The sequence below is a fragment of the Advenella mandrilli genome (assembly GCF_016595155.1).
GTDB lineage: Bacteria > Pseudomonadota > Gammaproteobacteria > Burkholderiales > Burkholderiaceae_B > Advenella > Advenella mandrilli.
Window position 1 is genome coordinate 1 of the sequence record NZ_JAENGP010000025.1, and the last position, 22,350, is coordinate 22,350.

Genomic DNA, 22,350 nt, shown 5'->3' on the forward strand with positions numbered 1-22,350 from the left:
GGGTTAAGGCCAGATCATTCGCTACACCTGCTATTACAGATAACAGGCCTGTCGCGCAGTACGCTCTACTACCATCTCAAGGCGCAGACGGTAGGGGACAAATACGCGGCCACTAAAAGGAAGATTCGTTGTCTTTATAGGTGGCACAAGGGCCGCTATGGCTATCGGCGTATCACGCAAGCGTTACGTAACGCCAGGAAGAAGGTGTTGATCAACCATAAAACCGTGCAGCGCCTGATGCAGGAGCTCGGTTTGACGTCGTTGGTGCGCATCAAGAGATATCAATCTTATAAAGGAATCACCGGAGAGATTGCACCGAATGTGCTCCAGCGCAAGTTCGATGCCGATAAACCGAATCAAAAATGGGTAACTGATGTGACTGAATTCAAAATCAAAAACAGCCAAAAGCTGTACCTCTCGACCATCATGGACTTGTCCAATCGTGAAATTGTGGTCTGGCAGATGACACGGCGCCCGGTCTTGCCGTTGGTGACCGACATGCTGGAAAAAGCCTTGGCCCGGCTTAAACCATCAGAAAAGCCGATCCTGCATTCCGATCAAGGCTGGCACTATCAACATGCCCGTTATCGTAAAATGCTGGCGGATCGTGGTATCGTGCAAAGCATGTCCAGGAAAGGAAACTGCCTGGACAATGCAGCAATGGAAAGCTTCTTCGGTACGCTGAAGTCCGAGTTCTTCCATCTGGAGCGCTTCGATAATATCGAACAGCTGGAGGCTGGGATTGAGGAATACATTCACTACTATAATCACAAGCGTATCAAGCTTAACTTAAATGGTCTGAGTCCGGTACAATACGGAACTCAGGTTTTAGAAGCTGCTTAGTTTTTAACTGTCCAACTTTAGGGGGTCAGTTCACTGCGTGGGAACAAGCAGCGGTAGAAGTAAGTCAAATTAGGCTAGTTCCCATGCTCCAGCGTGGGAACGGGGAGCGGTTGGAAGCAGGTCAAATTTGCCAGATATAAAAGGAGGGAAGTGGGTGGCAGTTGAAATTTTAGAAATCCAGGCAGGGCACGACCACGATATTTGCAACATAATAAAAAAGGTTGGCGAAGAGTTTGGTGCCATCGGTGAAGGGTATGGTCCCTCCGATGCGGAAGTGGTTGAAATGAGTGCGCATTATGGCGACCAAAATGGCAGCCTGTACTTGGTGGCGAGTATGGACGGAAGCATTGTGGGTGGCTGTGGTGTTGCCCCTTTCAGTGGCAGCAATCAGACGTGCGAACTGCGAAAGCTCTTTCTTTTAAAAGAGGTTCGGGGCCTGGGAATTGGGAAGGAGTTGGTTGCCAGGTGTTTGGCTTATGCAAGCCAAAAGGGATACAAGGAATGCTACCTTGATACTTTGTCTGGCATGACGTCTGCAATATCCCTATATGAAAAATTCGGGTTTCAGCATCTTGATCGCCCACTGGAAGGTGTTGTTCACAGCGGGTGCGATGTTTGGATGCTGAAAAAACTGTAGACTGGAATGAATATGTTTTTTGACTGCCTGTACGCTTTAAACAGCCTGCGTAGCCATAAATTCGGTCGCAATTTCCAGCACGCCGTTAATAATGAATTGAACGCCCATGCACACCAGTAAAAAGCCCATGATGCGGGAAATGGCTTCTACGCCACTTTGACCGATGACCGCAACAACGCGGCCAGCAAAGCGCAAGGCCACCCAGAATAACAGGCTGAGCGAAAGAAAGACAAGCAGGGCTGCCGTGTGCAGGAACCATGAGGAATAGACACTTGTAATGGAAGACGGGATACTTGCCGTTGTACTAATGATCATTGCAATGGTTCCTGGTCCTGCCGTGCCAGGCATGGCCAGAGGAACAAAGGCGATGTTGGTTGATTTTTTACTGGCAATTTGTGCATTCACGGTGTCCGCTTCGGGCATGTCATCCATGTGAGAAGAGGGCGACAACATTTGAAAGCCGATTCCGCCAACAATGAGTCCTCCGGCAATGCGCAGGCCGGGAATTGAAATACCAAAGGATTGCATGATCCAGGTGCCGCCAAAATAGGCAACCAGCATAATCCCAAAAACATAAAAGGCTGATTGAGTGATTTGTTTCTGGCGTTCCCGGTAAGGAATGTTGCTGCCTAGCGAGAGCAGTAACGTCATAGAGATAAGCGGGTTGGCCAAGGGCAGCATGAGGACTAACCCAACGCCCACCAGATGGGCAAGCTGGATAAGATCATCCATTAATGAATCCTTTTCTTAAAATGAACCAATCATATATTACTATATGCCTGGTTCTATTGACGGATTCAGTAATAAGCTGAGGCCGCCACGCCAGCGGTACAAGGTAATAACAACCCAGGCGGCCAGCATCCAGGTAGCCATTAACAGTTTATTGCGCGCCTTTGGTGAGGGGCTGTGCATATATCGCCCACCTATTGACAGTTAGAAGTAAGATACAACCACTGAATTTGGAGAAAGCATGAATATCAAGACGGTTTATGTTCAGGCCGGTGGCGGTTTTGACAACGTTGTTGTTGGAACGAGTGAATCCCGCGAGCCAAAACCAGGTGAAATCACCGTACGCATTTTTGCCAGTTCGTTGAATTATCACGATTTGTGCGTTGTCAGCGGTGCAACACCACCCAATGAACAACGAATCCCTATGTCTGATGGAGCGGGTGAGGTTATTGCGGTTGGTGACGGCGTTGAAGAGTTCGCGGTTGGCGATCATGTTGTCAGTACCTTTTTTCCCGATTGGCAGGAGGGCAATCCACAACGTGCCGGGTTTGGACGCACACCCGGTGACGGTATCGATGGTTTTGCCCGTGAGCAGGTAACGTTGCCAATAACCGCCTTCACCCATGCGCCGCGTGGTTACAGTCATGCGGAAGCTGCAACATTAACAACGGCTGGCCTGACGGCCTGGCGGGCCTTGTTTGTAAGTGGTTCACTCAAGCCGGGTGAAACCGTTCTGGTGCAGGGCACCGGCGGCGTTTCTATCTTCGCGCTGCAACTGGCCAAGTTTGCCGGTGCAAACGTCATTGCCACCTCATCCAGCCCGGAAAAGCTGGATAAACTGAAAGCCCTGGGGGCTGATACGGTGATTAATTATCGTGAAGACCCCGAGTGGGGCAGCTCTGTTCTTCGTCTCACTGGTGGGCGTGGCGTAGATCACATTATTGAGGTTGGTGGTCCGGAAACACTGGCACAGTCCATTGCGGCCAGTCGTGTCAGTGGCCATATTGCGGTTATTGGTGTGCTTAGCGGGATTACCGGCCAGTTGCCGCTTGCGCAGGCGCTATCCCGACAGGTGCGCATGCAGGCAATCTTGGTAGGTAGCCGCAGCCATCAGCAGGATTTCGTACGCGCTATAGAGGTGACCGGACTGAAACCGATTATCAGCCGTCATTTTGCGCTTGATGATATTGTCGCGGCTTTTCAGTATCAGGCCAGTGGGCAGCATTTTGGCAAAATCGTGCTGGATATCTAGCGGTAATAGAATTGCTTTTGATTCAATTATTTTAACTCTTAGTGCCATTTGATTGGGCAGCAACAGGCGCTGCGTTGATTGGAAGCGATATTTCAAATGACGTCATTTCTTCGTTTGAGCTAACCGCAATACTGCCCCCGTGCGCTTCAATAATGGATTTGGTAATAGCCAGCCCTAAACCGGCACCCTCTCCAGTGCGTTGGCGCGAGGAATCCGGACGATAAAACCGTTCAAAAAGGTATGGCAAATGCTTTGCCAGAATGACCGCGCCAGGGTTTTGTACGCAAATTTTTAACGTATCTGTAGCGGTATTTCTTATCAGCCTGACTGTAATGGTTTTTCCCTGAGGCGTGTAACGGATGGCGTTGGATAGCAGGTTACTTAATGCACGGCGAAGCATCAGCCGGTCTCCCGTTACATTGGCATGTTCCCCGGCCAGTTCAAGGTTTACCCCGCGCTCTTCGGCCAAGACTTCAAAATAGTCGAACAAGGTCTGAACTTCGGCTTGAAGATCAATGCTAACAAGTTCTGGCTTCAGCAGTTTGTTATCGGCCTGGGCCAGAAACAGCATGTCGCTTATCATCCTTGCCATCCGGTTATATTCTTCAAGGTTGGAATACAGGATTTCCTGGTATTGCCCGCTGCTTCTTGCCTGGGAAAGGGCTACCTCTGTTTGCGTTCTGAGGTTTGTAATGGGGGTGCGAAGCTCATGCGCAATGTCTCCGGAAAAATCCGACAGCCGTTTAAATACCCCCTCAAGCCGGTCAAGCATTTTATTGAATGACTTAGCCAGTTCGGTCAGTTCTGCAGGAACGGCTTCTGCATTCAGGCGGATATGCAGCTGTTCCGAGTTGATTTTTTCTATCTCACGGCTAATACGCCGTATGGGGGCATGGCCTTGATACACCACCAGCCAGGTTGCCAAAATCGCGATCAGGCAGGCAATTACGGTGATAATTCTCAGATAATGCTGGAAGCTCTCAAGATAGTGCAGGTGGAAATCTATTTCGGTTGCGATAGCAAGGGTAAAGTCGTTTGTGATGACAGGGTTGTTAGGGGTGATTTGTAGCACCACGCCCCTGAGGGTCCTGCCATTATCTTTCCATATTGAAACGGTATCACTGTTGATCTGCATGACGGGTGGCGTGGTTTTTGCAAATTTTTCCAGATCTGATCCGGAGGTTGCATAGAGGACAGCGCCGGTTGAGGTGGATATGCGGTATTGCGCGTTGTAGTGGCCCACAATGACGTTGGCAAATGTTGCCTGTATTGCTTCCGGATGATTATCGTTGGGCAATAGAGCCAATGTGTGTTCCAGCGCCTGCCGCACCGCGTTCAGTTCGTCTATATCCTGCTGGATGAAATGGTGGTTGATTGAGCGTTCCATCATCCAGCCGAATGAGAGCAGGACCAGTGTTATTACCGCACCAATAGAAACGGTAAGGCGGACTGCCAGAGAGGTGGGACGTCGCTTCATTGCTCAGGTATAGGATCAGCCTCGTCCACATCCAGCATGTAACCCATGCCTCGTACGGTGTGAATCAGCTTGGGCTCGTAGTTGTCGTCAATTTTTGCACGCAGGCGCCGGATGGCGACATCAATAACATTGGTGTCACTATCAAAATTCATATCCCAAACCTGAGAGGCGATGAGCGACCGCGGCAGTACTTCACCCTGGCGCCTTACCAGCAGTTCCAGCAGGGCAAACTCTTTATTGGTCAGGTTAATGCGTTGATTATCGCGCTGGGCACGCCGGCGGGGAAGGTCAAGCGTCAGGTTGGCCACTTGCAATTGATCATTCTGTGCGGGTGCGGCACCGCGGCGCAATAATGTACGTACGCGCGCCAGAAACTCGGCAAAGGCAAAGGGTTTGACAAGGTAATCATCAGCGCCAAGCTCCAGGCCTTTTACCCTGTCTTCAATACTGTCGCGAGCGGTCAGAAACAGGACCGGTGTAGATGGCTTTGCATCCCGCAGTGCACGGATAATGCGCCACCCGTTAACATCGGGTAGCATGACATCAAGAATAATCAGGTCATAGGAACCGGTTAACGCCAAATGGTGTCCGTCCAGGCCAGTGCGCGCCAGGTCTACGATAAAACCGGCTTCGGCAAGACCCTGGCGCAGGTAGTCGCCTGTTTTAACCTCGTCTTCCACAACAAGCAGTTTCATGGGTTTGCTCCTGTAATACGCATGCAGGTTGCCTCAATCGTCTGCAATGCGGGCGGATTTATGTCTGAAGTGAGTTTACCCACACGACACTGACTGGAAAATGACCTAAGCATTACAGTATTGTAATCTGTATGATGACAGGAATGTAATGAGGCTGTCACCCGTGCGACAGCTATGCGTGACTAAAATTCTTATATCGAATGGCATTAAATGCCTCTTTGTTTGAATGAGTTTAAAGCGAATATTTATCATGAAAAAAAACCTTTCCGTTTTAATTTTAAGCGCATTGCCTGTCCTTGCTCTGGCTTCAGGTAACCATGCCGGCGGTCATCATGGTGCATCAGGCCATGGTCATGACATGTCTGGGCATGCTCATGTATCGGCTCCCGTTGGTCAGCCGGGAGACCCAGCCCAGGTTACGCGTACCATCGAAATTGATATGCTGGACACCATGCGCTTCACGCCTGGTGAAATAAGTGTTAATGCCGGGGAAACGGTTCGTTTTATTGTTAAAAATGCAGGAAAACTGCCGCATGAAATGGTGATTGGTTCTTTGGAGGACTTGAAAGCACATGCTGTTGAAATGAGACATAATCCATCTATGATGCACGATGAACCGAATGCCATTACGCTTGAAGCTGGCCAAAGTGGAAGCTTGGTCTGGAAATTTGACCAGTCTGGTACGGTTGATTTTGCCTGTACCATTCCTGGCCATATGGAAGGAGGAATGGTGGGTAAGATGCTGGTTAACTAAAGCAGGAAAAACATGACAAAAACAAAATTGCTTTTTATGGTTGCCGGTTTTGCCGTGATGGTGGCCGGGACGCTTCTATATGTTCAAGGGCGTACCCCAGGCCCTGCATTCATTGATCCCGCTAATCAGACGCTGGTCATGCAAGGTAAGCCAATTTACGAAAACCTGTGCGCATCGTGCCATGGCGTTTCCTTGCAGGGGCAGCCGAACTGGCGCGAACGCATGCTTAATGGGCGCCTGCCAGCACCTCCGCATGACCAGAGCGGCCATACATGGCATCACCCCGATGCCCTGCTGTTTGACATGGTTAAAAATGGCCTGGTGCCAGGGAAAACGGCACCACCTGGCTATCAAAGTGACATGCCCGCCTACCGTGACATGTTGACGGATGAGGAAATTGTGGCGGTGCTGGCATACATTAAAAGCAGCTGGCCGGCAAAAGTGCTGAAGGTGCAAAAAGAAATAACCTTGCAGCAACAACAATAGCTTGTAGGGTAGCAGGGTAATAGTTTCCACCGTAAAACCTATTCACAATAATGACATTCTTGTCGCTAGTGCAAGCCAGGTCTATGATAGGAAGCAATTAATTTCAGTACAAGTCTTGGAAAAAGGAAGACCATGAGCTCTCAGGCAGAATACTTTCATGAAAAATACGGCATGACCAAAACCCACTCGGCTGTTGTGGATGCCATACAGACGGTAGCGCCATGCAAGGCCCTGGACCTGGGGTGTGGTCAGGGTCGTAACGCCCTTTACCTGAGTTTAAAAGGTTTTGACGTAACAGCCAGTGATTATAACCCTGGCGGTATGGGTACGGTAGAGGCCATTGCACAAGAAGAGGGTTTGAAAATACGCACCCAGGTCTATGACATGAATGAAGCAGCGATTGATGAAAACTATGATTTCATGGTGGCAACCGTAGTCTTTATGTTTTTACAGGCCAATCGTGTACCTGAAATTATTGCCAATATGCAAGCGCAAACCAATCCTGGTGGCTATAACCTGATTGTGTCAGCCATGCATACGGCAGACCACCCCTGCCATATGCCATTCTCATTTACCTTCAAAGAAAATGAGCTGCGTGAGTATTACCAAGGCTGGGAGTTGCTGACATACCAGGAAGAGGTTGGTGCCATGCATGCCCGTGATGCCCAAGGTAATCCGATCCAATTGAAATTTGTTACCATGCTGGCGAAAAAGCCTGCTTGATCGGAAGGTTTAACTATTTGCCTGACAGGCCAGTAAATCCTTGTCAGTAATAACCCAGCGATCGGAGCTGTCGATGGTCACGTCCGTAATTTCGCATTTGTCTCCGTCCTCATCCACCACCAAAACATCCCAGTCGCCTTCGCTAACATCAGACAAGGTCAGGGAATCTCCTTTTTCCAGTACTTCATCACCCAGATAGTCTTCACCCCAGTCTTTTTGACTTGCCGGAGAAAAATAGATCTCGTGGATTTCCCAAGAGGACTTGTTGACGAATTCCACCTTCGCTGCCAAAGCGGTTGTTGGGACATACGCTACTGCAGCTGCTACCAATAAATGCCATGCTTTCAATTTTGTTTCCTTTTGGGTTGTTTTGAAAATAAAAGTAACGCAATTTGGATTGTAGGGGATTGGCAAATTTCCGACAAATATTATTTGATTTAACGCAAGGAAAGTTAAGTTATACTATTGACTTGCACTGAATTTTGCGTTGTTGGGGATGCTGTTCAAAAAATAATAGGTTCAAGGAGGAGATATCATGGCCTATGTGCGTATTTTGCCTGAAGTCAAAAAATCGGGATTCAATTTTAAAGAGTATCTGGAGTCGGTTAAGTCAAAACTTGAAGCGCTTATTAATAAGGTGCATTTTGAGCATTTGCCCGAATTGATGGCCTTGGTTCGTGAAGTTTTGGGTATTAATCATGTCAATCATTTGGGTAGATTGCAGAAAATCGACAGGGAAATTACATCCCGCCCCTGGCGTTATCGTTAATAACGGTTTGTGCCAAGGGTCGGAATCGAACCGGCACTCCTTGCGACGCGACTATATTGCGCAACGTTCGCTATTCTTTAACTTGCTCAGAAATTTCAATTAGATTAAGGTCTGGATCGCGCAAGTAAATTGACATGATGGGGTGGTTGGCGCCGGTTCGCCTGACCGGACCTTCTTCTATTTCCCAGTCACAGCCCTGGATATGGGTAATGACCTCTGCCAGGGGGATACTCGAAATAAAGCACAAGTCCAGTGCGCCCGGGACAGGAAGATGCGCTTTAGGCTCAAATTCCTGGCCCTTTATGTGAAGATTGATCTTTTGTTCCCCAAACTTGAACGCTATTCGTCCCTGACCAAAGGTTTCAAGTTTCATGCCCAGTACTCTGGTATAAAAATCAATACATTTTTCTTTCTGGCTTGTGGTTAAGACCAAATGATCTAGATGGTGCATCATATGTGCTCCGTTGTAAGGACGAGTAAGGGGTAGCCAAAGCATATTCTAACGTGAAAGAGGCAGAGGAGAAACGGGCTGCAGTCCAAAAAAAGCAGGTGAGAAGAAGTCAGCAGTGTTTTGGACATAATTTTGCCGAACTCCTTGGTCATTTTCGTACATGACGCTCAGATTGAACTGGGCGACCGCATCACCTTGTTCAGCCTTCTGAATAATGGCTTGATCTGTTTGCACGGCAAGGTTATTTCCCAGTGTGGCACCTAAACTGAGCATTAGAACCATAATGAATTTGCGTATCATATTAAATGACTTTTATTTTTTGAATAATGACGCTTGAATTCTAACTATTATTTTAGGTTTCCCGATATTTAGATCAATGACAGAACAAGCCAAAACCAGAGATTTCTGCCATTATTATCTTTGATGAAGGAAATCATGGAACGATCTAAATTTACACAAACTTAGATTGTGGCTATTTTGAAATACGTTTTGGCTTGTTGACTTCAGTAGACTGAAAATGCCCTGAGAGCCGCATGAATAAAGGGTTTTAGGCAAAAAAATAGACGTCTGTTGACGTCCATTGATTATCTTGTGGTGCCGGGGCCGGAATCGAACATTGGTGCATCTTATTGATTAATAATGAATTTTATTTTCAATATTAATTTGTACCAACAAATATACCATCATTTAAATTTGTTCTAGATTGGCATTCCATTTTCGTGTGCCTTTCTAATCAGTATTTCAATGACCTCAGTTTTGGTTCGCCCTCCTTGCGTAGCCAATTCTTCTAGTTGTTGTCGACTTTCTTCGGATAGTGAAATATTGGTTTGTTTTTTTCCTTGGCGATTTGCTTTTGTTTGTAGCGCTTTGAATTTTTTCTTGATTTGTTCAAGATGGTAGAGTTTTTCTGTGTGAGTGAAATTAGTACCATCAAGAAAATCCAAAATATCCTCCAGTTTTGAAAATTGAAGGGGTTTATTAAGAAAAAAACTATTATTTTGTATATACCATTCCCACGCTACTTGGCATTTTTGTTTTTCTTTTCCTGTGCTTGTGTACCAAGAGAAATCATTAATAATACGTTCTTGTTGAGCCCACTCTTCCTTCAATACATTCAGAGATGATCGTTTAGTGATCATATTTTCATTCCAAAGATCAAACAATCCGATTATTTTTTCCTTTGGAGTTAAGTAGTCTAAAGTTGGCAAAAACGCCCAAATCCTATTTTTGACATTTCTCAATAACCAGTTTGGTTGATAGCCATTTTTTTCGATCCAGTTAAAATCCTCCTCGGGCAAGAAGTTTTTTGAATACAGCAAAATAGCATTAACAAGTCCATGGCTTTCAATGTATTCAGCCAACCTATTTCTAATATCATGAATTTCAAAATCAAAGACAACGTCATAATAGTTAGATTTTTTTAAAAGTAACCATAAAAAAAGCTCAGTTCTAGGACCTATATGCCAATCAGGCAATAATTTTGCCAATTGGTCGTTATAACGCATTTCCATATCCTTAATATCCTTAAATGGATCTTCAATAAAAGATGACTGCCATGAGTTTCATACCAAAAAAAATATACATGAACTATCTTAGAACTATTCTATAAATAAACATGAAATATACATTAACTAAATTTAAACTATACTAGAACTATATAGGAACTATTCCATTATATTATGGTATTTTCATAGGTAAATAACCATTAAAAATCATTTATTTTATACTGCGTTGAATAGTGCTACAGTGTATCAGTAGTCAAGGAAAGGGTAAAGTTATGATCCTAATTGATAGATAACAGGTAATTTATCGATCGTGGATCGAATCTTCTTGGTATGGCCCATTCGTTGTATTCACCGAGTATTTATAGTTATCCAATATTTTGAAGTGGTTTCTTGAATGTGTTGGCACTAACATCAGAGTTAGAGTGGCGATCATAAACTCAGGATTCCTACGCCTTTGAATGACAGCATCCTTAGGGTAGCCTAGCCTTTCACTAGGGATGAAATGTCGGTTTAGTAGTATAAGAATAAGGAAGAGAATAAAAATAATTGAATCAGCCAAGAGCTGATGGAATGTTACTGAATTATTAAAAACTACCTATTACTCAAAAGTGAAAAAATATCTATCACATAACTCCGTATGAGTCTTCAACATACGGAGTTAACAATGACGAGTAATAAATTTACCTACAATCCCAAATACCAAAGCAGAATTAAAACAACACTTGACAATTCGTTGTCAGTCCATCCACGAACAATGGTTGTACGTGTAGATCTTAGATTGCCTGAGAAATATGAGACAACCTCCATATCACCCATAACCAGATTTTTTGAGTCATTAAAATCAAAAATAAATCATGATTTGGCTTGTAAAGAGCAATGTTGGCAAAAAAAATTATTTTGTCAGTTAAGGTATGCATGGGTTCGTGAGATTGGTCCTATCAATGGCAAAAAGCATTTCCATGTGCTTTTGTTCCTGAATAAGGATATCTATCACTCTTTAGGTGATTTTTCCCTAGAGGCTGGAAACTTATCAGCCATGATAAGGCAGGCGTGGTGCAGTGCATTAAATTTATCTTTCCCAGAATATCAGCAGCTTGTTCATTTTCCAAAGAATGGAACCATTTACATTGATGTTAACCACCAGGATTACCCGCAGCAACTTTATCGGTTTTGGGAAAGAGCCAATTATTTGGCCAAGGAGGCAACGAAACACTATGGTGTTGGAGAGCGATCGTTTGGTTGTAGTCGATAGGTAAGTATTTTTTTTATTCAGTTGGTGAATGCTATAGAAGACGGGTCAAGCAATGGGTGCTTGACATCGCTTCTGCCTTTCAACAAGACAGGAGAACAACATGTCTGCACCATCTATAGCAAACCAATTTTCCAACATTTCATGTAATCCTCATCCTTTACCACTGCTTGACGATCAATTTGTGGATATTGCATTTATTGCCCGTTTAACAGGATTAAGTGACAAATGGTTCTATAAACTGATTCAAGATGGTCAGTTCCCTAAGCCAATCAAATTTGGACGCAGTTCACGATGGTTGAAAAGTGAGGTTGAGGCTTGGATACAGGCGCGTATCCAAGCTTCTCGAATGGATTGAGCGGCAGGCATTTGGACATAAGGTAATTATGTACCATGAGTACGTTTAACGCTGCCTTGCTGCCATAGCCTCCTTCCAGCGTTGTCGTAAGCATTTGTTTTCAGCCAGGAGCTTCTGATAATTCAAATAATGCTGATAAGCTTTATGGGTGAGCACGGCCAGGCCGATTACGGCCAAGGTGTTTTTGATCAAGATTGACCTCCATGAAAAGTTAAAAGTTGGATGAGTAATAAATAATCAATTCAGTACAGCGGTGGCCTTCGTGGATAGTTTTTCCAATTTATCGTTTAAAGAGACTTTCTGGGTAACGTCTTGGTTTTTAGCCACTGCATCCGGATAAAACTCGTCGATAACGGCCTGGGCTTCATCAGGATCCTCCTCGAATGCGCCATTGCTTAAATTGGCACGTGCAACAGCATCCAGGGCTTGTTGGTTGAATGAAAGAGATTGACGGTGTACATGCGTTTGCTGAGCCTGGGTGAATGCTTCTTCCAGCGTCATGCCTTCTCTCAGGGTTAAATCCACGTAATAAATGGGCGTGCCACGTGAGAGCGTTGTGCTTTTCCCTCTGATGCGAAGTTCCAAAGGCAGGCAAGCCAGCAAATCACCTGAAATAGCCTTAAAGTAATGCAAGCGAGCAGCAAGTGTTCGGATGCTGTTATATCCCGTGGTGCGAAATATAAACGTACCGAGTTCATCATCACTGCCAATTTTTACGTTCAAGCGCCCATAGGGCTTGCAGGCGCCTCCCTTGGCCATCTCGCAACCATCAATGCCAGGACACGGTAATGTTTGCATCCCAGCGGTGGTGACGCGACGGCATGTCTCGCCGTTACCCACACACATGGGACGGCCTGTAATCCGATCAAACAAAGAGTATTCCGCTCTAAGGTTTAAATCAGGGTCGTTGAACAGCAAGCTAATCGGGATGGAGCGTAGTTTGCCATTGGTGCTGTTTTTGCGTAAGTGTTCATCCAAGGGGTGCAGCATCCATCCTTCGCGGGTTTGGATTTGCGTGGTAATGGTGAATTGATCATCTTTGTCTGGTAATCGTTTGCCGTTACGTTCTACCACACGACCAATGGAAATACGACCCAGCACAGGAGGGGTAATTGAAAGACCTTTAATCATTTGAGTATCCTAAAAATTGTCAGCAATGCCTTCATTGCCGGAAAATAAACACATAAAAACCAGATTCAATCGCTCGTGCTTATATCAATCCCTTTTCGGCCAATGAGGTGCATTCCTCAGCACCGACAATAATGTGATCAATCACGTTGACCGTTACCAACTCAAGGGTTTTCTTGAGTTGTTTGGTAATGGAAATGTCGGCGCTACTGGGCTCAGGATTGCCAGAGGGATGGTTATGAATCAGAATGACGGCTGCTGCATTGTGTTTTAACGTCAGCTTGACCACTTCACGAGGATGCACCACGGCCATGTTGATGGTGCCGTGGAATAATTCATGCAGACCAATAATCCTATGCTGGTTGTCCAGCAGCAGAATTGAGAATATTTCATGCTCGCAGTGTTGAAATAACGTCATTAAATGAGCCTTGACCTCCAAGGGATTGCTTAAGCGACGACCTTTACTTAAACGCCTTTTGGCTAACTGGTTGGCCATCGTCAAGATGTCCTGTTCAGTCATCACGCTGGATTCCATGACATAGGTGCCAGGCTCAACGCCAGCTTTCAGTTTGTGATAACGCATGTTTTGTTTCCTCAAAATAAAAATGCCGTCATGAAAGACGGCACGAATGGGGTAGTAACGTATAGTTTGATAGCAAGAGCTGGATCAGGCATTCATCAACTGATTAGAAAGCGGCGGCTACCTGGTCGGGTGATGCTGTACCGCTCCAGTAGTTCAGGGTGGTCTGCCAGTAATTTTTTGGTATCCAAGGCAATACTGTCTTTACTGCGCTTCCAGGAAACAGAACCGGTTTCAAAAATGGCTTTACTGGCATCGCCCATGGATTGCTGGATTTGTTGCTTAAGTTCTTCTTCCATCAGCTTGTATTTATCAAGCTGAAACCGAACCTCTTTCAAATCCGTAAAGATCGCTGACATTTGAGTGTCCAGACTGAAATCAATCTGTTTTCCAGTGTCCTGAGGGTACAGATATTGCAAGGCATTCGCGGCAGAGCTTGTGCCATCCGCTGGTGGTGGAATGTCATGCGTAACGTAATGCCAAAAATGCGCTTGCAAAGTCATCAGCTTTTCAATAAGATGCTCATCCCGTTGAATACGATAAACCTGTAATTGTTGACCACATAACAGCACCGCCACATCCGCTGCCTGTTTCCCCGTCACCGCAAGCTGGTGCTGCACTTGCAGCTGGATGTATTCAGGCACCCCTTCTTTCCAAAGGCGTGCACCAAATTCTCCGGCGGTTTTACACTCCAGAATCTGCACCTCGCTGGAGCCCACAACCTCGCGATCAATATTGGCCAGCATCCAGGGTTTATCAGGATGCTGTAAAACAGCATTGACCTTTCGGACCTTGCGACCGGTTTGTTGGGTATAAGAAGCAGCAACAATCGGTTCAAGCAAGGTGCCCCAATAAACGGGCGCACTGGTATCGTGCGGATCGGGTTTAGGTAGATCGGTATCCCTGCCTGTTTTTTCCATCCAAAGTTCCAGCTGACTTTTATAGGGGTTCAAGCCGACTGCAGCGGCAGCGTCTGAACTGCCAATACCGTGTTTACGGACTTCCAGCCATTCATCTCGTGAAAGCTTATTCGTTTTAACCAGACGCAACGCAGGACGAGGCGAAAGCGGCTTGGATTGTATTTGAACAGCGTTATTCATGATTTTTGCTCCATAAAAAGCATAAAGCCCGACGACATGACATCGCCGGGCCTTATGCCGTAGTGATAAAAGTGAATTGATTTCATGCCAGCATTAACAATGTGTCATCCAGCGCTTTTTGTTTAAGAGCTGCACCCTGACCAAACCAGGCGGAATCCAGCCGGTAATCGGTATTCTGTGCACGACGTTCGTGATCCACAAACTCAGTCACCGCATTAAGCAGGCCCAGTGCGGTTCCGTGAGCACTTCCTAGTTCTGCACCACGACCATGTCCGTTATAAAGACGTAAGGTCTTGGTCATGGCCTGCTCATTGGTTTTGGCCAAAGAACCTGACTGTGTATTGGTTAATAGTGTCCTGAAAAATGCTTCAGCCTCTGCCTGTTTAACCCGTCGTTGACTGAGCTGCTTCATGCGATACATAAACGTATCCCAGCTAGAAACCGAAATACCCAATTGTCGTTTGACTGCTTCTGCATTGAATGTCGTGCTGTGCGGCACTTTGACCGCACCCTTGTTATCATCCAGTGCAACTGCCAAGGTGTTATTGCAGACCACTCGAACAGCCGTGAACTGTGCCGTTGTTGCCAAAGAGCCATCACAAGCGGTTGCCAACAAGACGTAAGCATTGGTGGTATCGTTGGCTTGTAAGGTGGTGGACAGCCCGGTACGGGCCAGTGCCCATACTTTTTTGCCGCCTTTCAATACGCCAGCAGTTTCAAGCTGAAAACCGGACACCTCGGTCAAGTCCCGATAAAACTCCAAAATTTCACGCGGTTGCACAACCTGATAGCGTTGGCTGACCACCGATAACGGCGCCAACGTGTCAGAGCGGTACAGCACTTTATTCTGAGGAAATGGAAGCAAGAGGCCTGGTGTGTCGTTGTCCTCATCGGTGAATTGCACCGGAGAGGCTTTGATTTCCCAATCCATACCGGCTTGCTGCTGCCAGACTTCAAGCGGTTGGTTGGCAGATAGCGGGTTACCCAACCCATGCCAGGGTGTTTGGCCAATGTAGGCCATTTGTTCAATATGGTGAGCCATGATCATTCTCCTGAGAAAGGTAATTAGGAATTGGAAAAGGTATGCCCACAGTGAAGGCACAGGTAATTGTTGAGCACCGTTTCATCGATAAGCTGGCCAAGGGTAGCGCCTGTGGTGCAACCGACTGCACCGCCAGCCAGAGCGCCCAGTACGGCAGCGGTAATACTGTTCAAGGGGTTAGCGGGGTGAAGCGTACGTAGTGCCACGACAGCACCCACGGTAGCGCCTTTGCTGGCGCTGGATAAGGCACCAAGCATGCCGGCAAACGTGCCAATCGCACCACCGAGCTTTTTACCGGTTTGTTTGAGTTGGATTTGGGGTGAGCCGCATTGTGGGCACAAGACAATGGAATGCTTTATGCCAGCGGAAGGTGGCATAGCGAATGATTCAGACATGGGGATTCCTTAATGAAAAAACAGCATAAAGGGCAGGTGATTGCTACCTGCTTTCATTAAGGGGATATATGCTTGAAAAAAACTGGGAGATGGTTTTTCTTTAATAAGAATAAAACACGAATGCCTGTACGTAACGCCTGAAAAGCAAGACCTCACAAACGCAGCGAAACTCTGGACCATGCAGGGGCCGCTGCATGTTCAGGCTGACCTGTTTGCCACACTGCATTAATTGGATGTGGCCGGGCGGTTCTGCGGTAGGTGTCTCTGTTAGATAGTCAATCCATATCCATTTAATTTGAATTGCTCTTAAATTATGTTCTCGCTTAATAGCATGTTTGAAAAGGTAGCTTTACCGGACGGATACTTTTGCTATGCCAGCTCACTGCTATAATCCGTTGCATTCAATCAATAGCTAAATCTGAATAGTCACGGAACCCACATGTCACCATTACAAACAATACTCGATTCCTTTCGTCAGGCCGCTGTTACTGAGCGTGAAAAAGGCACTTATTTTGAAGAGCTAATTCTGGCTTACTTACGTAATGAAGCCACCTATCGGGATTTGTATAGTGATGTGTGGACTTATTCAGACTGGGCTGAGCAACAGCACCTTGATAAACGTGACACTGGTATTGACCTCGTGGCTAAAACTCATGGCACGGAGGAATATCATGCTATTCAATGCAAGTTCTATGCTGAGGACTACAAAATTCAACGTCGTGATATTGATAGCTTCTTTACGGCTTCTGGACAGCGGCCTTTTACGCATCGCATCATCATTAGTACCACTAACAACTGGAGTGAGCATGCCGAGGATGCCTTACGGAATCAACAGCCTCCCGTTAGTAAAATCGACTTTTACGACCTAGAAAACAGTCAAATTGATTGGGCACATTATCAAGCAGGTAAGGCTCCCGTCTTAAAAGCGCTTAAAACCCTACGAGCCCACCAAAAGAATGCACTAGAAGCAGTAGAGCGAGGTTTGGCAACAGCTGATCGAGGCAAGTTGATTATGGCTTGTGGTACGGGCAAAACCTTCACTAGCCTGAAGATTGCTGAGAAGTTAGCAGGGGCAGGTGGACGTGTTTTATTCCTTGTGCCTAGCTTGTCGTTACTGTCACAAACCTTGACGGAGTGGACGCAAGAAAGCGAAGTGCCATTGCATAGCTTTGCGGTGTGCTCAGATAGCGACGTAGGTAAAAAGCGCAGTACAGACGATGACATGGTGCAAACCTTTACTCATGAGCTGCGCTATCCAGCCACAACCAATGCTCAGCGTTTGGCTGAGGAAATGACTAAGCGCCATGACAATGAGCACATGAGTGTAGTCTTTAGCACCTACCATTCCATTGCAACTATCAGTGAAGCTCAGCATGAGTTTGATTTAGCTGAGTTTGACTTAGTGATTTGTGATGAGGCGCACCGTACCACGGGTGCAACTTTTGCTGATGAAGATGAAAGTGCTTTTGTACGTGTTCATGATGCTGATTTTTTACGAGCGAAAAAACGTCTATATATGACAGCTACCCCTCGTATCTATAGCGCAGATGCCAAAATCACCGCCTCCGAAAGTAATGCGGCAGTTTATTCCATGGATAGCGAAGAACACTATGGTAAAGAGCTGTTTGTCATTACCTTCTCAGAAGCCGTACAGCGTGGTTTATTGGTCGATTACAAAGTAATTGTGTTAGCGGTCGAAGAGGAGTTGGTTAGTCGCCGTTTACAAAAATTATTATCAGATGAAAACAACCAACTCAAAGTGGATGATGCTGCCAAAATAGTGGGTTGTTGGAAGGCTTTGGCCAAGCAAGGCTTAGAAGAAAGCTTACAACAGTATGACCTAGAGCCGATGAAGCGAGCGGTGGCTTTTTGTCAGGTCATTCGTCCCAGTGCTAAAGCACGCCGTCATCAGGTGGCTTCCGTCAATATTGCCAATATGTTCCAAGAGGTTGTAGAAGCGTACCAAGAGGCAGAGGCTTTTGAGAGCCTAAAGCCAGAAACGGCTGCTCGACTTACATGTGAAGCCGATCACATTGATGGCAGTATGAATGCTAGTCAAAAAGAAGAAAAACTGAACTGGCTAAAAGCAGATACACGTGAAAACACCTGCCGTATCCTTAGCAACGTGCGCTGTTTATCGGAAGGGGTGGACGTGCCTGCACTAGATGCAGTGTTATTCTTAACGCCTCGCAACTCACAAGTAGACGTAGTGCAATCAGTCGGGCGTGTGATGCGTACAGTAAAAGATAAGGATGGTAATGATCTAAAAAAACTGGGCTATGTAGTATTGCCTGTGGTGATTCCATCAGGTGTAGAGCCGCATGAAGCCTTGAACGACAACCAAACTTATAAAGTTGTTTGGCAGGTGTTGCAGGCTTTACGCTCGCACGATGACCGTTTTGATGCGATGGTCAACAAACTAGAGCTAATTGGCCAAGACCGCAGCAAAATGGAAGTCATTGCCATTACGGACAAAATTCAGCAACGCAGCAAAAGCACACCACAACAGAAAAAGAAAAAAACAGGCAAAGGGCAATACGACCTTGGTGAATTAAGTGGGCGCTATCCGGTGCCGCAGCAAGCAAGTTTGCAGTTTGAGATTGGTGAGATTGAGCGTGCAATTTATGCCAAGCTAGTCGAAAAAGTGGGGAATCGTTTGCATTGGGAAGAGTGGGCGGAGGACATTGCTAAAATTGCCAATACCCATATCAGTCGTATCAAAGGAATTCTTGAAAACCCAGACAACCTAACTGAACGTGCTTCCTTTAATGCTTTCGCGGCTGAGTTACGTGACGACCTAAACAATGCAATTAGTGATGATGAAATCATTGAGATGCTAGCTCAGCACCTCATTACTAAGCCTGTGTTTGATTCCTTATTTAAGGGATACAACTTTACCGAACATAACCCCATGTCCAAGGCCATGCAGGCAGTGGTCACGGCCTTAGAGGCGCATCACATAGACAAAGAGGCGGATACGCTCCAGTCGTTCTACCAGTCTGTACAAATGCGAGCCGAAGGTATTGAAAGTGCCGAAGGGAAACAACGCATTATTGTTGAGCTGTACGATAAGTTTTTCCGTAAAGCCTTTCCCCGTATGACGGAGCGCTTAGGGATTGTGTACACCCCTGTGGAAGTAGTGGACTTTATTATCCATAGTGTCGAAGACGTCATGCGCAAAGAGTTCAACTCTAGCCTTGCTGATAAAAACGTTCACATTCTTGACCCCTTTACGGGCACAGGCACATTCATCACACGCCTACTTCAAAGCGGTATCATCCCAGCCGACAAACTACCCTACAAGTATAAAAACGAAATCCACGCCAATGAGATTGTGCTGTTGGCGTACTACATTGCCGCCATCAATATCGAAGCCACTTATCATGGGATTCTGTCAGGTAATGTGACGGGTAAAGAAGATGAGGACGACATCACCGATGTGCCATATGTACCGTTTGAGGGCATTTGTCTAACCGATACCTTCCAGATGTATGAGTCCGAAGACTTGGTGGATCAGCTGCTTGAAGAAAATAGCGAACGTAGAAAGCGTCAAAAGTCATTAGATATACGAGTCATTATTGGTAATCCACCGTATTCGATTGGACAGGCTAGTGCAAATGATAACAATGCGAATATTGCCTATCCAGAGCTAGATAGGCGTATTGAGTCCACATACGTTGCTCGTTCCAGTGCTGCTCTTTCTAAAGGTATGTACGACAGCTATATACGTGCCATTCGCTGGGCATCGGATCGAATTGGAAACCAAGGGGTGATTGGCTATGTGACCAATGGACGGTATTTAGAAACCAGTCAAGCAGATGGAATGCGAAAATCCTTACAAGCTGAGTTTTCTAGCCTATACATTTTCAATTTGCGAGGTGATATTCGTAAAAACATGCTAAGCAAGGGGAAGGCGGGAGAAGGGCAAAATGTATTTGGAAGTGGCAGTATGGCTGGAATTGCCATTTCAATTCTTGTTAAAAACTCATCTGGTAGTGGTCATGGGAAAATTTACTATTACGATATAGGTGCTGATTTAAGCTCTACGAATAAGTTAGAGCAGATTGCTAAAATTGGAAGCCTTGAAGGGATTCCAAAGTGGAAAACCATTACACCTGATGAGCATGGGGATTGGCTGAGTCAGCGAGATGATAGCTTTGAACAATATGTTGTCTTGGGTGATAAGAGCCGACAGCCGGAGCTAAGGTTATTTGATAATTTTTCGCTAGGGGTTGCCACTAATCGTGATGCGTGGGTTTATAACTCTAGTCAAGAAAAAATGGTCAGTAATATGCAGCGTATGATTACTAACTACAATTCAGAGGTAGTGCGGTTTAATGAGGCGCATCAAGGTTTGGATAGGAGGTCTAGACAGGCGGCGGTTGATGTGTTTATAGATAATGATCCCACCATGATTAGTTGGACTAGAGCGTTAAAACAAGAGTTAGCAAAAAGCTCAATCTTTCAGTTTGAGACAGATTCAGTTTATAAGTCGTTGTATAGGCCATTTACTAAGCAATGGATGTATTTTAATCGCAATTTGAATGAGATGGTACTTCAAATGCCTCGCATTTTCCCCAATGCTGAGGCTGAGAATTTGGTCATCCATGTATCAGGGGTAGGAGCTAGAAGTGGTTTTTCAGTTAATATCAGTGACAGAGTAACAGACTTGCAGGCAATGGATAATGGTCAGTGTTTCCCCCTTTATCTCTATGATGAAAAAGCTCAAGAGCAGGAGAGTACTCAAGAAACCTTGTTTGAAAATGAGAGCATGGGGTACGAGTTAAAGCGTCGCGATGCCATCACAGATGAAGGCTTAGCGCACTTCCAAGAAGCCTACCCCAATCAAACCATCAGCAAAGAAGACCTGTTCTACTACGTGTATGGTATTTTGCACAGCGAGGATTACCGCAGCCGCTTTGCGAACAACCTAAGCAAAGAACTACCTCGCATCCCTCGCGTTAAAACCTATGAGGATTTCACAGCCTTTAGCCAAGCAGGCCGTCAGCTCGCTGAGTTGCACTTGAACTATGAAACCGTAGACAAGTACCCTGTGACATTTACAGGCAAGCTCCAACATAACGGTACTGACTTCGTAGGGGCTACAGATGAGGACTTTTACGTCACCAAAATGAAGCACCCAAAGAAAAAAGACGAGGAAACAGGTAAGAGCGTAAATGACCTGAGTAAGATCATTTATAACGCAAAGGTCACGCTGTCTGACATTCCCTTAGAGGCCTATGACTATGTGGTTAATGGTAAGTCTGCCATTGCATGGGTCATGGAACGCCAAGGCGTCTCCACGCATAAAGCCTCGGATATTGTGAATGATGCCAACGACTGGGCAATAGAAACAATGGGCAACCCACGTTATCCGTTAGAGCTATTACAACGGGTTATTACGGTCAGCTTGGAGACGATGAAAGTCGTACGTGGTTTGCCTGAGTTGGGTATTTAATTCAAAGGTTAATGTTTCTTTTTAAGACGTCCTATATTTCTGTTGGAAAGAGTAATGAAAAAAATTAAGTATGCGGTTTTTTTTGTTTTATCAGTGATGTCTTTTGGAGTCCAGGCTTGTTATGAGTCTTTGATAGAGTCACCTAATCCTTTTATGGGGAACCATGGGGAAATTTTTAAGTTAGCTAACGGGCAGATTGGTGAGGTACTGTATGAGTATGAGTATTTGTATGAATACTACCCACAGGTTGTTGTTTGTGAAGCTCAAGGAAAGCTCCTTGTAGCAGGTAAGTCTTTGGACATGAAGTTAATAAATAAGACCTCACAGCGGAGGTCATCAGAGATGTTTGAGGTGACAATAGATGGTGAATTTAATGGGTGGAATGGTGAGACCTTAATAAAGCTAACAAATGGCCAAATTTGGCAACAAACGGACTATTTTTACTTCTATAGGTATGCTTTTATGCCTAAAGCTATTATTTATAAAGATGGGTCAAGGTATAAAATGAAAATTGAAGGAGTAGATAAGTCTGTTGGTGTAGAGCGGCTGAAATAAAGTGCATTTTTGCAATAGGTAGCTTATAAACCAAACTACCTATTTCGTAAGCGTTCCGTAAACACACATAGACATGGCCGCGTCAGCGGCCATTCTAATTTTATTCGGACGCAGCAGGCGACCAGTTATGCGGCAACAATTCATCAATCCGGCTGTTAGGATGC

At 45.6% G+C, this 22,350-nt stretch carries 25 protein-coding genes; 11 read left to right on the plus strand and 14 right to left on the minus strand.

Going from position 1 to position 22,350, the window contains the following annotated elements:
• Positions 1 to 843: IS3 family transposase (locus tag JHL22_RS15220; protein ID WP_200239351.1), on the plus strand; the 843-nt coding region annotated here is incomplete at its 5' end.
• A gap of 154 nt (positions 844 to 997) precedes the next feature.
• On the plus strand, positions 998 to 1,480 hold the full coding sequence (locus JHL22_RS16035; protein ID WP_169295513.1) for a GNAT family N-acetyltransferase: 483 nt from the start codon (positions 998 to 1,000) through the stop codon (positions 1,478 to 1,480).
• A gap of 36 nt (positions 1,481 to 1,516) precedes the next feature.
• On the opposite strand, the gene JHL22_RS15230 is transcribed toward JHL22_RS16035, so the two are convergent.
• On the minus strand, positions 1,517 to 2,212 hold the full coding sequence (locus JHL22_RS15230; protein WP_200239353.1) for a MarC family NAAT transporter: 696 nt from the start codon (positions 2,210 to 2,212) through the stop codon (positions 1,517 to 1,519).
• Positions 2,213 to 2,251: 39 nt separating this feature from the next.
• Positions 2,252 to 2,392 carry a hypothetical protein gene (locus tag JHL22_RS15235; protein WP_200239355.1) on the minus strand — a complete coding sequence of 47 codons (141 nt, stop codon included), beginning with the start codon at positions 2,390 to 2,392 and terminating at the stop codon, positions 2,252 to 2,254.
• Positions 2,393 to 2,456: 64 nt separating this feature from the next.
• Here JHL22_RS15235 and JHL22_RS15240 point away from each other — a divergent pair, with 64 nt between their 5' ends.
• Positions 2,457 to 3,461 carry a zinc-dependent alcohol dehydrogenase family protein gene (locus tag JHL22_RS15240; RefSeq protein WP_407926783.1) on the plus strand — a complete coding sequence of 335 codons (1,005 nt, stop codon included), beginning with the start codon at positions 2,457 to 2,459 and terminating at the stop codon, positions 3,459 to 3,461.
• A 31-nt stretch (positions 3,462 to 3,492) separates the two neighbouring features.
• Here JHL22_RS15240 and JHL22_RS15245 read toward each other — a convergent pair whose 3' ends face one another.
• Together JHL22_RS15245 and JHL22_RS15250 are read right to left on the minus strand one after the other, a co-directional pair.
• Entirely contained in the window at positions 3,493 to 4,938 is a 1,446-nt protein-coding gene (locus JHL22_RS15245; RefSeq protein ID WP_200239359.1) for a Cu(+)/Ag(+) sensor histidine kinase, read from the minus strand.
• Complete coding sequence (locus JHL22_RS15250) at positions 4,935 to 5,633, minus strand: heavy metal response regulator transcription factor (protein ID WP_200239361.1); 699 nt, start codon at positions 5,631 to 5,633, stop codon at positions 4,935 to 4,937. The genes JHL22_RS15245 and JHL22_RS15250 overlap by 4 nt, the downstream gene beginning before the upstream one ends.
• A 250-nt stretch (positions 5,634 to 5,883) precedes the next feature.
• Between JHL22_RS15250 and JHL22_RS15255 the strand changes: the two genes are divergently transcribed.
• The 3 genes from JHL22_RS15255 to tehB all read left to right on the plus strand — a co-directional run bounded on the left by JHL22_RS15255 (position 5,884) and on the right by tehB (position 7,596).
• Positions 5,884 to 6,387, plus strand: a complete 504-nt coding sequence (locus JHL22_RS15255; RefSeq protein ID WP_200239363.1) for a cupredoxin domain-containing protein — start codon at positions 5,884 to 5,886, stop codon at positions 6,385 to 6,387.
• Positions 6,388 to 6,399: 12 nt separating this feature from the next.
• The gene (locus tag JHL22_RS15260) at positions 6,400 to 6,873 is read left to right on the plus strand and encodes a c-type cytochrome (protein ID WP_200239365.1); all 474 of its coding nucleotides are present in this window, start codon (positions 6,400 to 6,402) and stop codon (positions 6,871 to 6,873) included.
• 132 nt (positions 6,874 to 7,005) lie between these two features.
• Positions 7,006 to 7,596: a tellurite resistance methyltransferase TehB gene (tehB, locus tag JHL22_RS15265; protein WP_200239368.1), complete on the plus strand. Its 591-nt coding sequence runs from the start codon at positions 7,006 to 7,008 to the stop codon at positions 7,594 to 7,596.
• 9 nt (positions 7,597 to 7,605) lie between these two features.
• Here tehB and JHL22_RS15270 read toward each other — a convergent pair whose 3' ends face one another.
• Positions 7,606 to 7,944 (minus strand): hypothetical protein, encoded by a 339-nt coding sequence (locus JHL22_RS15270; RefSeq protein WP_229793945.1) that lies wholly within the window; start codon positions 7,942 to 7,944, stop codon positions 7,606 to 7,608.
• A 187-nt stretch (positions 7,945 to 8,131) separates the two neighbouring features.
• Between JHL22_RS15270 and JHL22_RS15275 the strand changes: the two genes are divergently transcribed.
• Complete coding sequence (locus tag JHL22_RS15275) at positions 8,132 to 8,365, plus strand: hypothetical protein (protein WP_200239370.1); 234 nt, start codon at positions 8,132 to 8,134, stop codon at positions 8,363 to 8,365.
• A 70-nt stretch (positions 8,366 to 8,435) separates the two neighbouring features.
• Here the strand turns inward: JHL22_RS15275 and JHL22_RS15280 are convergent, their stop codons facing one another.
• From JHL22_RS15280 to JHL22_RS15290, 3 genes are all read right to left on the minus strand, one after another.
• Positions 8,436 to 8,819, minus strand: a complete 384-nt coding sequence (locus JHL22_RS15280) for a VOC family protein (protein ID WP_200239372.1) — start codon at positions 8,817 to 8,819, stop codon at positions 8,436 to 8,438.
• Between the two features lie 45 nt (positions 8,820 to 8,864).
• Positions 8,865 to 9,116 (minus strand): SEL1-like repeat protein, encoded by a 252-nt coding sequence (locus JHL22_RS15285; protein WP_169295504.1) that lies wholly within the window; start codon positions 9,114 to 9,116, stop codon positions 8,865 to 8,867.
• A gap of 398 nt (positions 9,117 to 9,514) precedes the next feature.
• Positions 9,515 to 10,327: a ribbon-helix-helix domain-containing protein gene (locus JHL22_RS15290; RefSeq protein ID WP_200239374.1), complete on the minus strand. Its 813-nt coding sequence runs from the start codon at positions 10,325 to 10,327 to the stop codon at positions 9,515 to 9,517.
• A 658-nt stretch (positions 10,328 to 10,985) separates the two neighbouring features.
• On the opposite strand from JHL22_RS15290, the gene JHL22_RS15295 reads away from it, so the two are divergent.
• Positions 10,986 to 11,573: an inovirus Gp2 family protein gene (locus tag JHL22_RS15295; RefSeq protein ID WP_200239376.1), complete on the plus strand. Its 588-nt coding sequence runs from the start codon at positions 10,986 to 10,988 to the stop codon at positions 11,571 to 11,573.
• A gap of 100 nt (positions 11,574 to 11,673) precedes the next feature.
• The gene (locus tag JHL22_RS15300; protein ID WP_200239378.1) at positions 11,674 to 11,928 is read left to right on the plus strand and encodes a helix-turn-helix transcriptional regulator; all 255 of its coding nucleotides are present in this window, start codon (positions 11,674 to 11,676) and stop codon (positions 11,926 to 11,928) included.
• 45 nt (positions 11,929 to 11,973) lie between these two features.
• On the opposite strand, the gene JHL22_RS15305 is transcribed toward JHL22_RS15300, so the two are convergent.
• From JHL22_RS15305 to JHL22_RS15330, 6 genes are all read right to left on the minus strand, one after another.
• Positions 11,974 to 12,120: a hypothetical protein gene (locus tag JHL22_RS15305; RefSeq protein WP_200239379.1), complete on the minus strand. Its 147-nt coding sequence runs from the start codon at positions 12,118 to 12,120 to the stop codon at positions 11,974 to 11,976.
• Between the two features lie 45 nt (positions 12,121 to 12,165).
• A complete protein-coding gene (locus JHL22_RS15310) occupies positions 12,166 to 13,059 on the minus strand; it encodes a recombination directionality factor (RefSeq protein ID WP_200239382.1) in 894 nt (297 codons plus the stop codon).
• Between the two features lie 79 nt (positions 13,060 to 13,138).
• On the minus strand, positions 13,139 to 13,639 hold the full coding sequence (gene radC, locus JHL22_RS15315; protein ID WP_200239384.1) for a RadC family protein: 501 nt from the start codon (positions 13,637 to 13,639) through the stop codon (positions 13,139 to 13,141).
• Between the two features lie 95 nt (positions 13,640 to 13,734).
• On the minus strand, positions 13,735 to 14,736 hold the full coding sequence (locus tag JHL22_RS15320; RefSeq protein ID WP_200239386.1) for a YqaJ viral recombinase family nuclease: 1,002 nt from the start codon (positions 14,734 to 14,736) through the stop codon (positions 13,735 to 13,737).
• 82 nt (positions 14,737 to 14,818) lie between these two features.
• Positions 14,819 to 15,778, minus strand: a complete 960-nt coding sequence (locus JHL22_RS15325; protein ID WP_200239388.1) for a DUF932 domain-containing protein — start codon at positions 15,776 to 15,778, stop codon at positions 14,819 to 14,821.
• 23 nt (positions 15,779 to 15,801) lie between these two features.
• On the minus strand, positions 15,802 to 16,173 hold the full coding sequence (locus JHL22_RS15330) for a hypothetical protein (protein ID WP_200239390.1): 372 nt from the start codon (positions 16,171 to 16,173) through the stop codon (positions 15,802 to 15,804).
• 439 nt (positions 16,174 to 16,612) lie between these two features.
• Here JHL22_RS15330 and JHL22_RS15335 point away from each other — a divergent pair, with 439 nt between their 5' ends.
• On the plus strand, positions 16,613 to 21,631 hold the full coding sequence (locus tag JHL22_RS15335) for a DEAD/DEAH box helicase (RefSeq protein WP_200239392.1): 5,019 nt from the start codon (positions 16,613 to 16,615) through the stop codon (positions 21,629 to 21,631).
• A gap of 54 nt (positions 21,632 to 21,685) precedes the next feature.
• The gene (locus JHL22_RS15340) at positions 21,686 to 22,186 is read left to right on the plus strand and encodes an early set domain-containing protein (RefSeq protein WP_200239396.1); all 501 of its coding nucleotides are present in this window, start codon (positions 21,686 to 21,688) and stop codon (positions 22,184 to 22,186) included.
• The last annotated feature ends 164 nt before the right edge of the window (positions 22,187 to 22,350 follow it).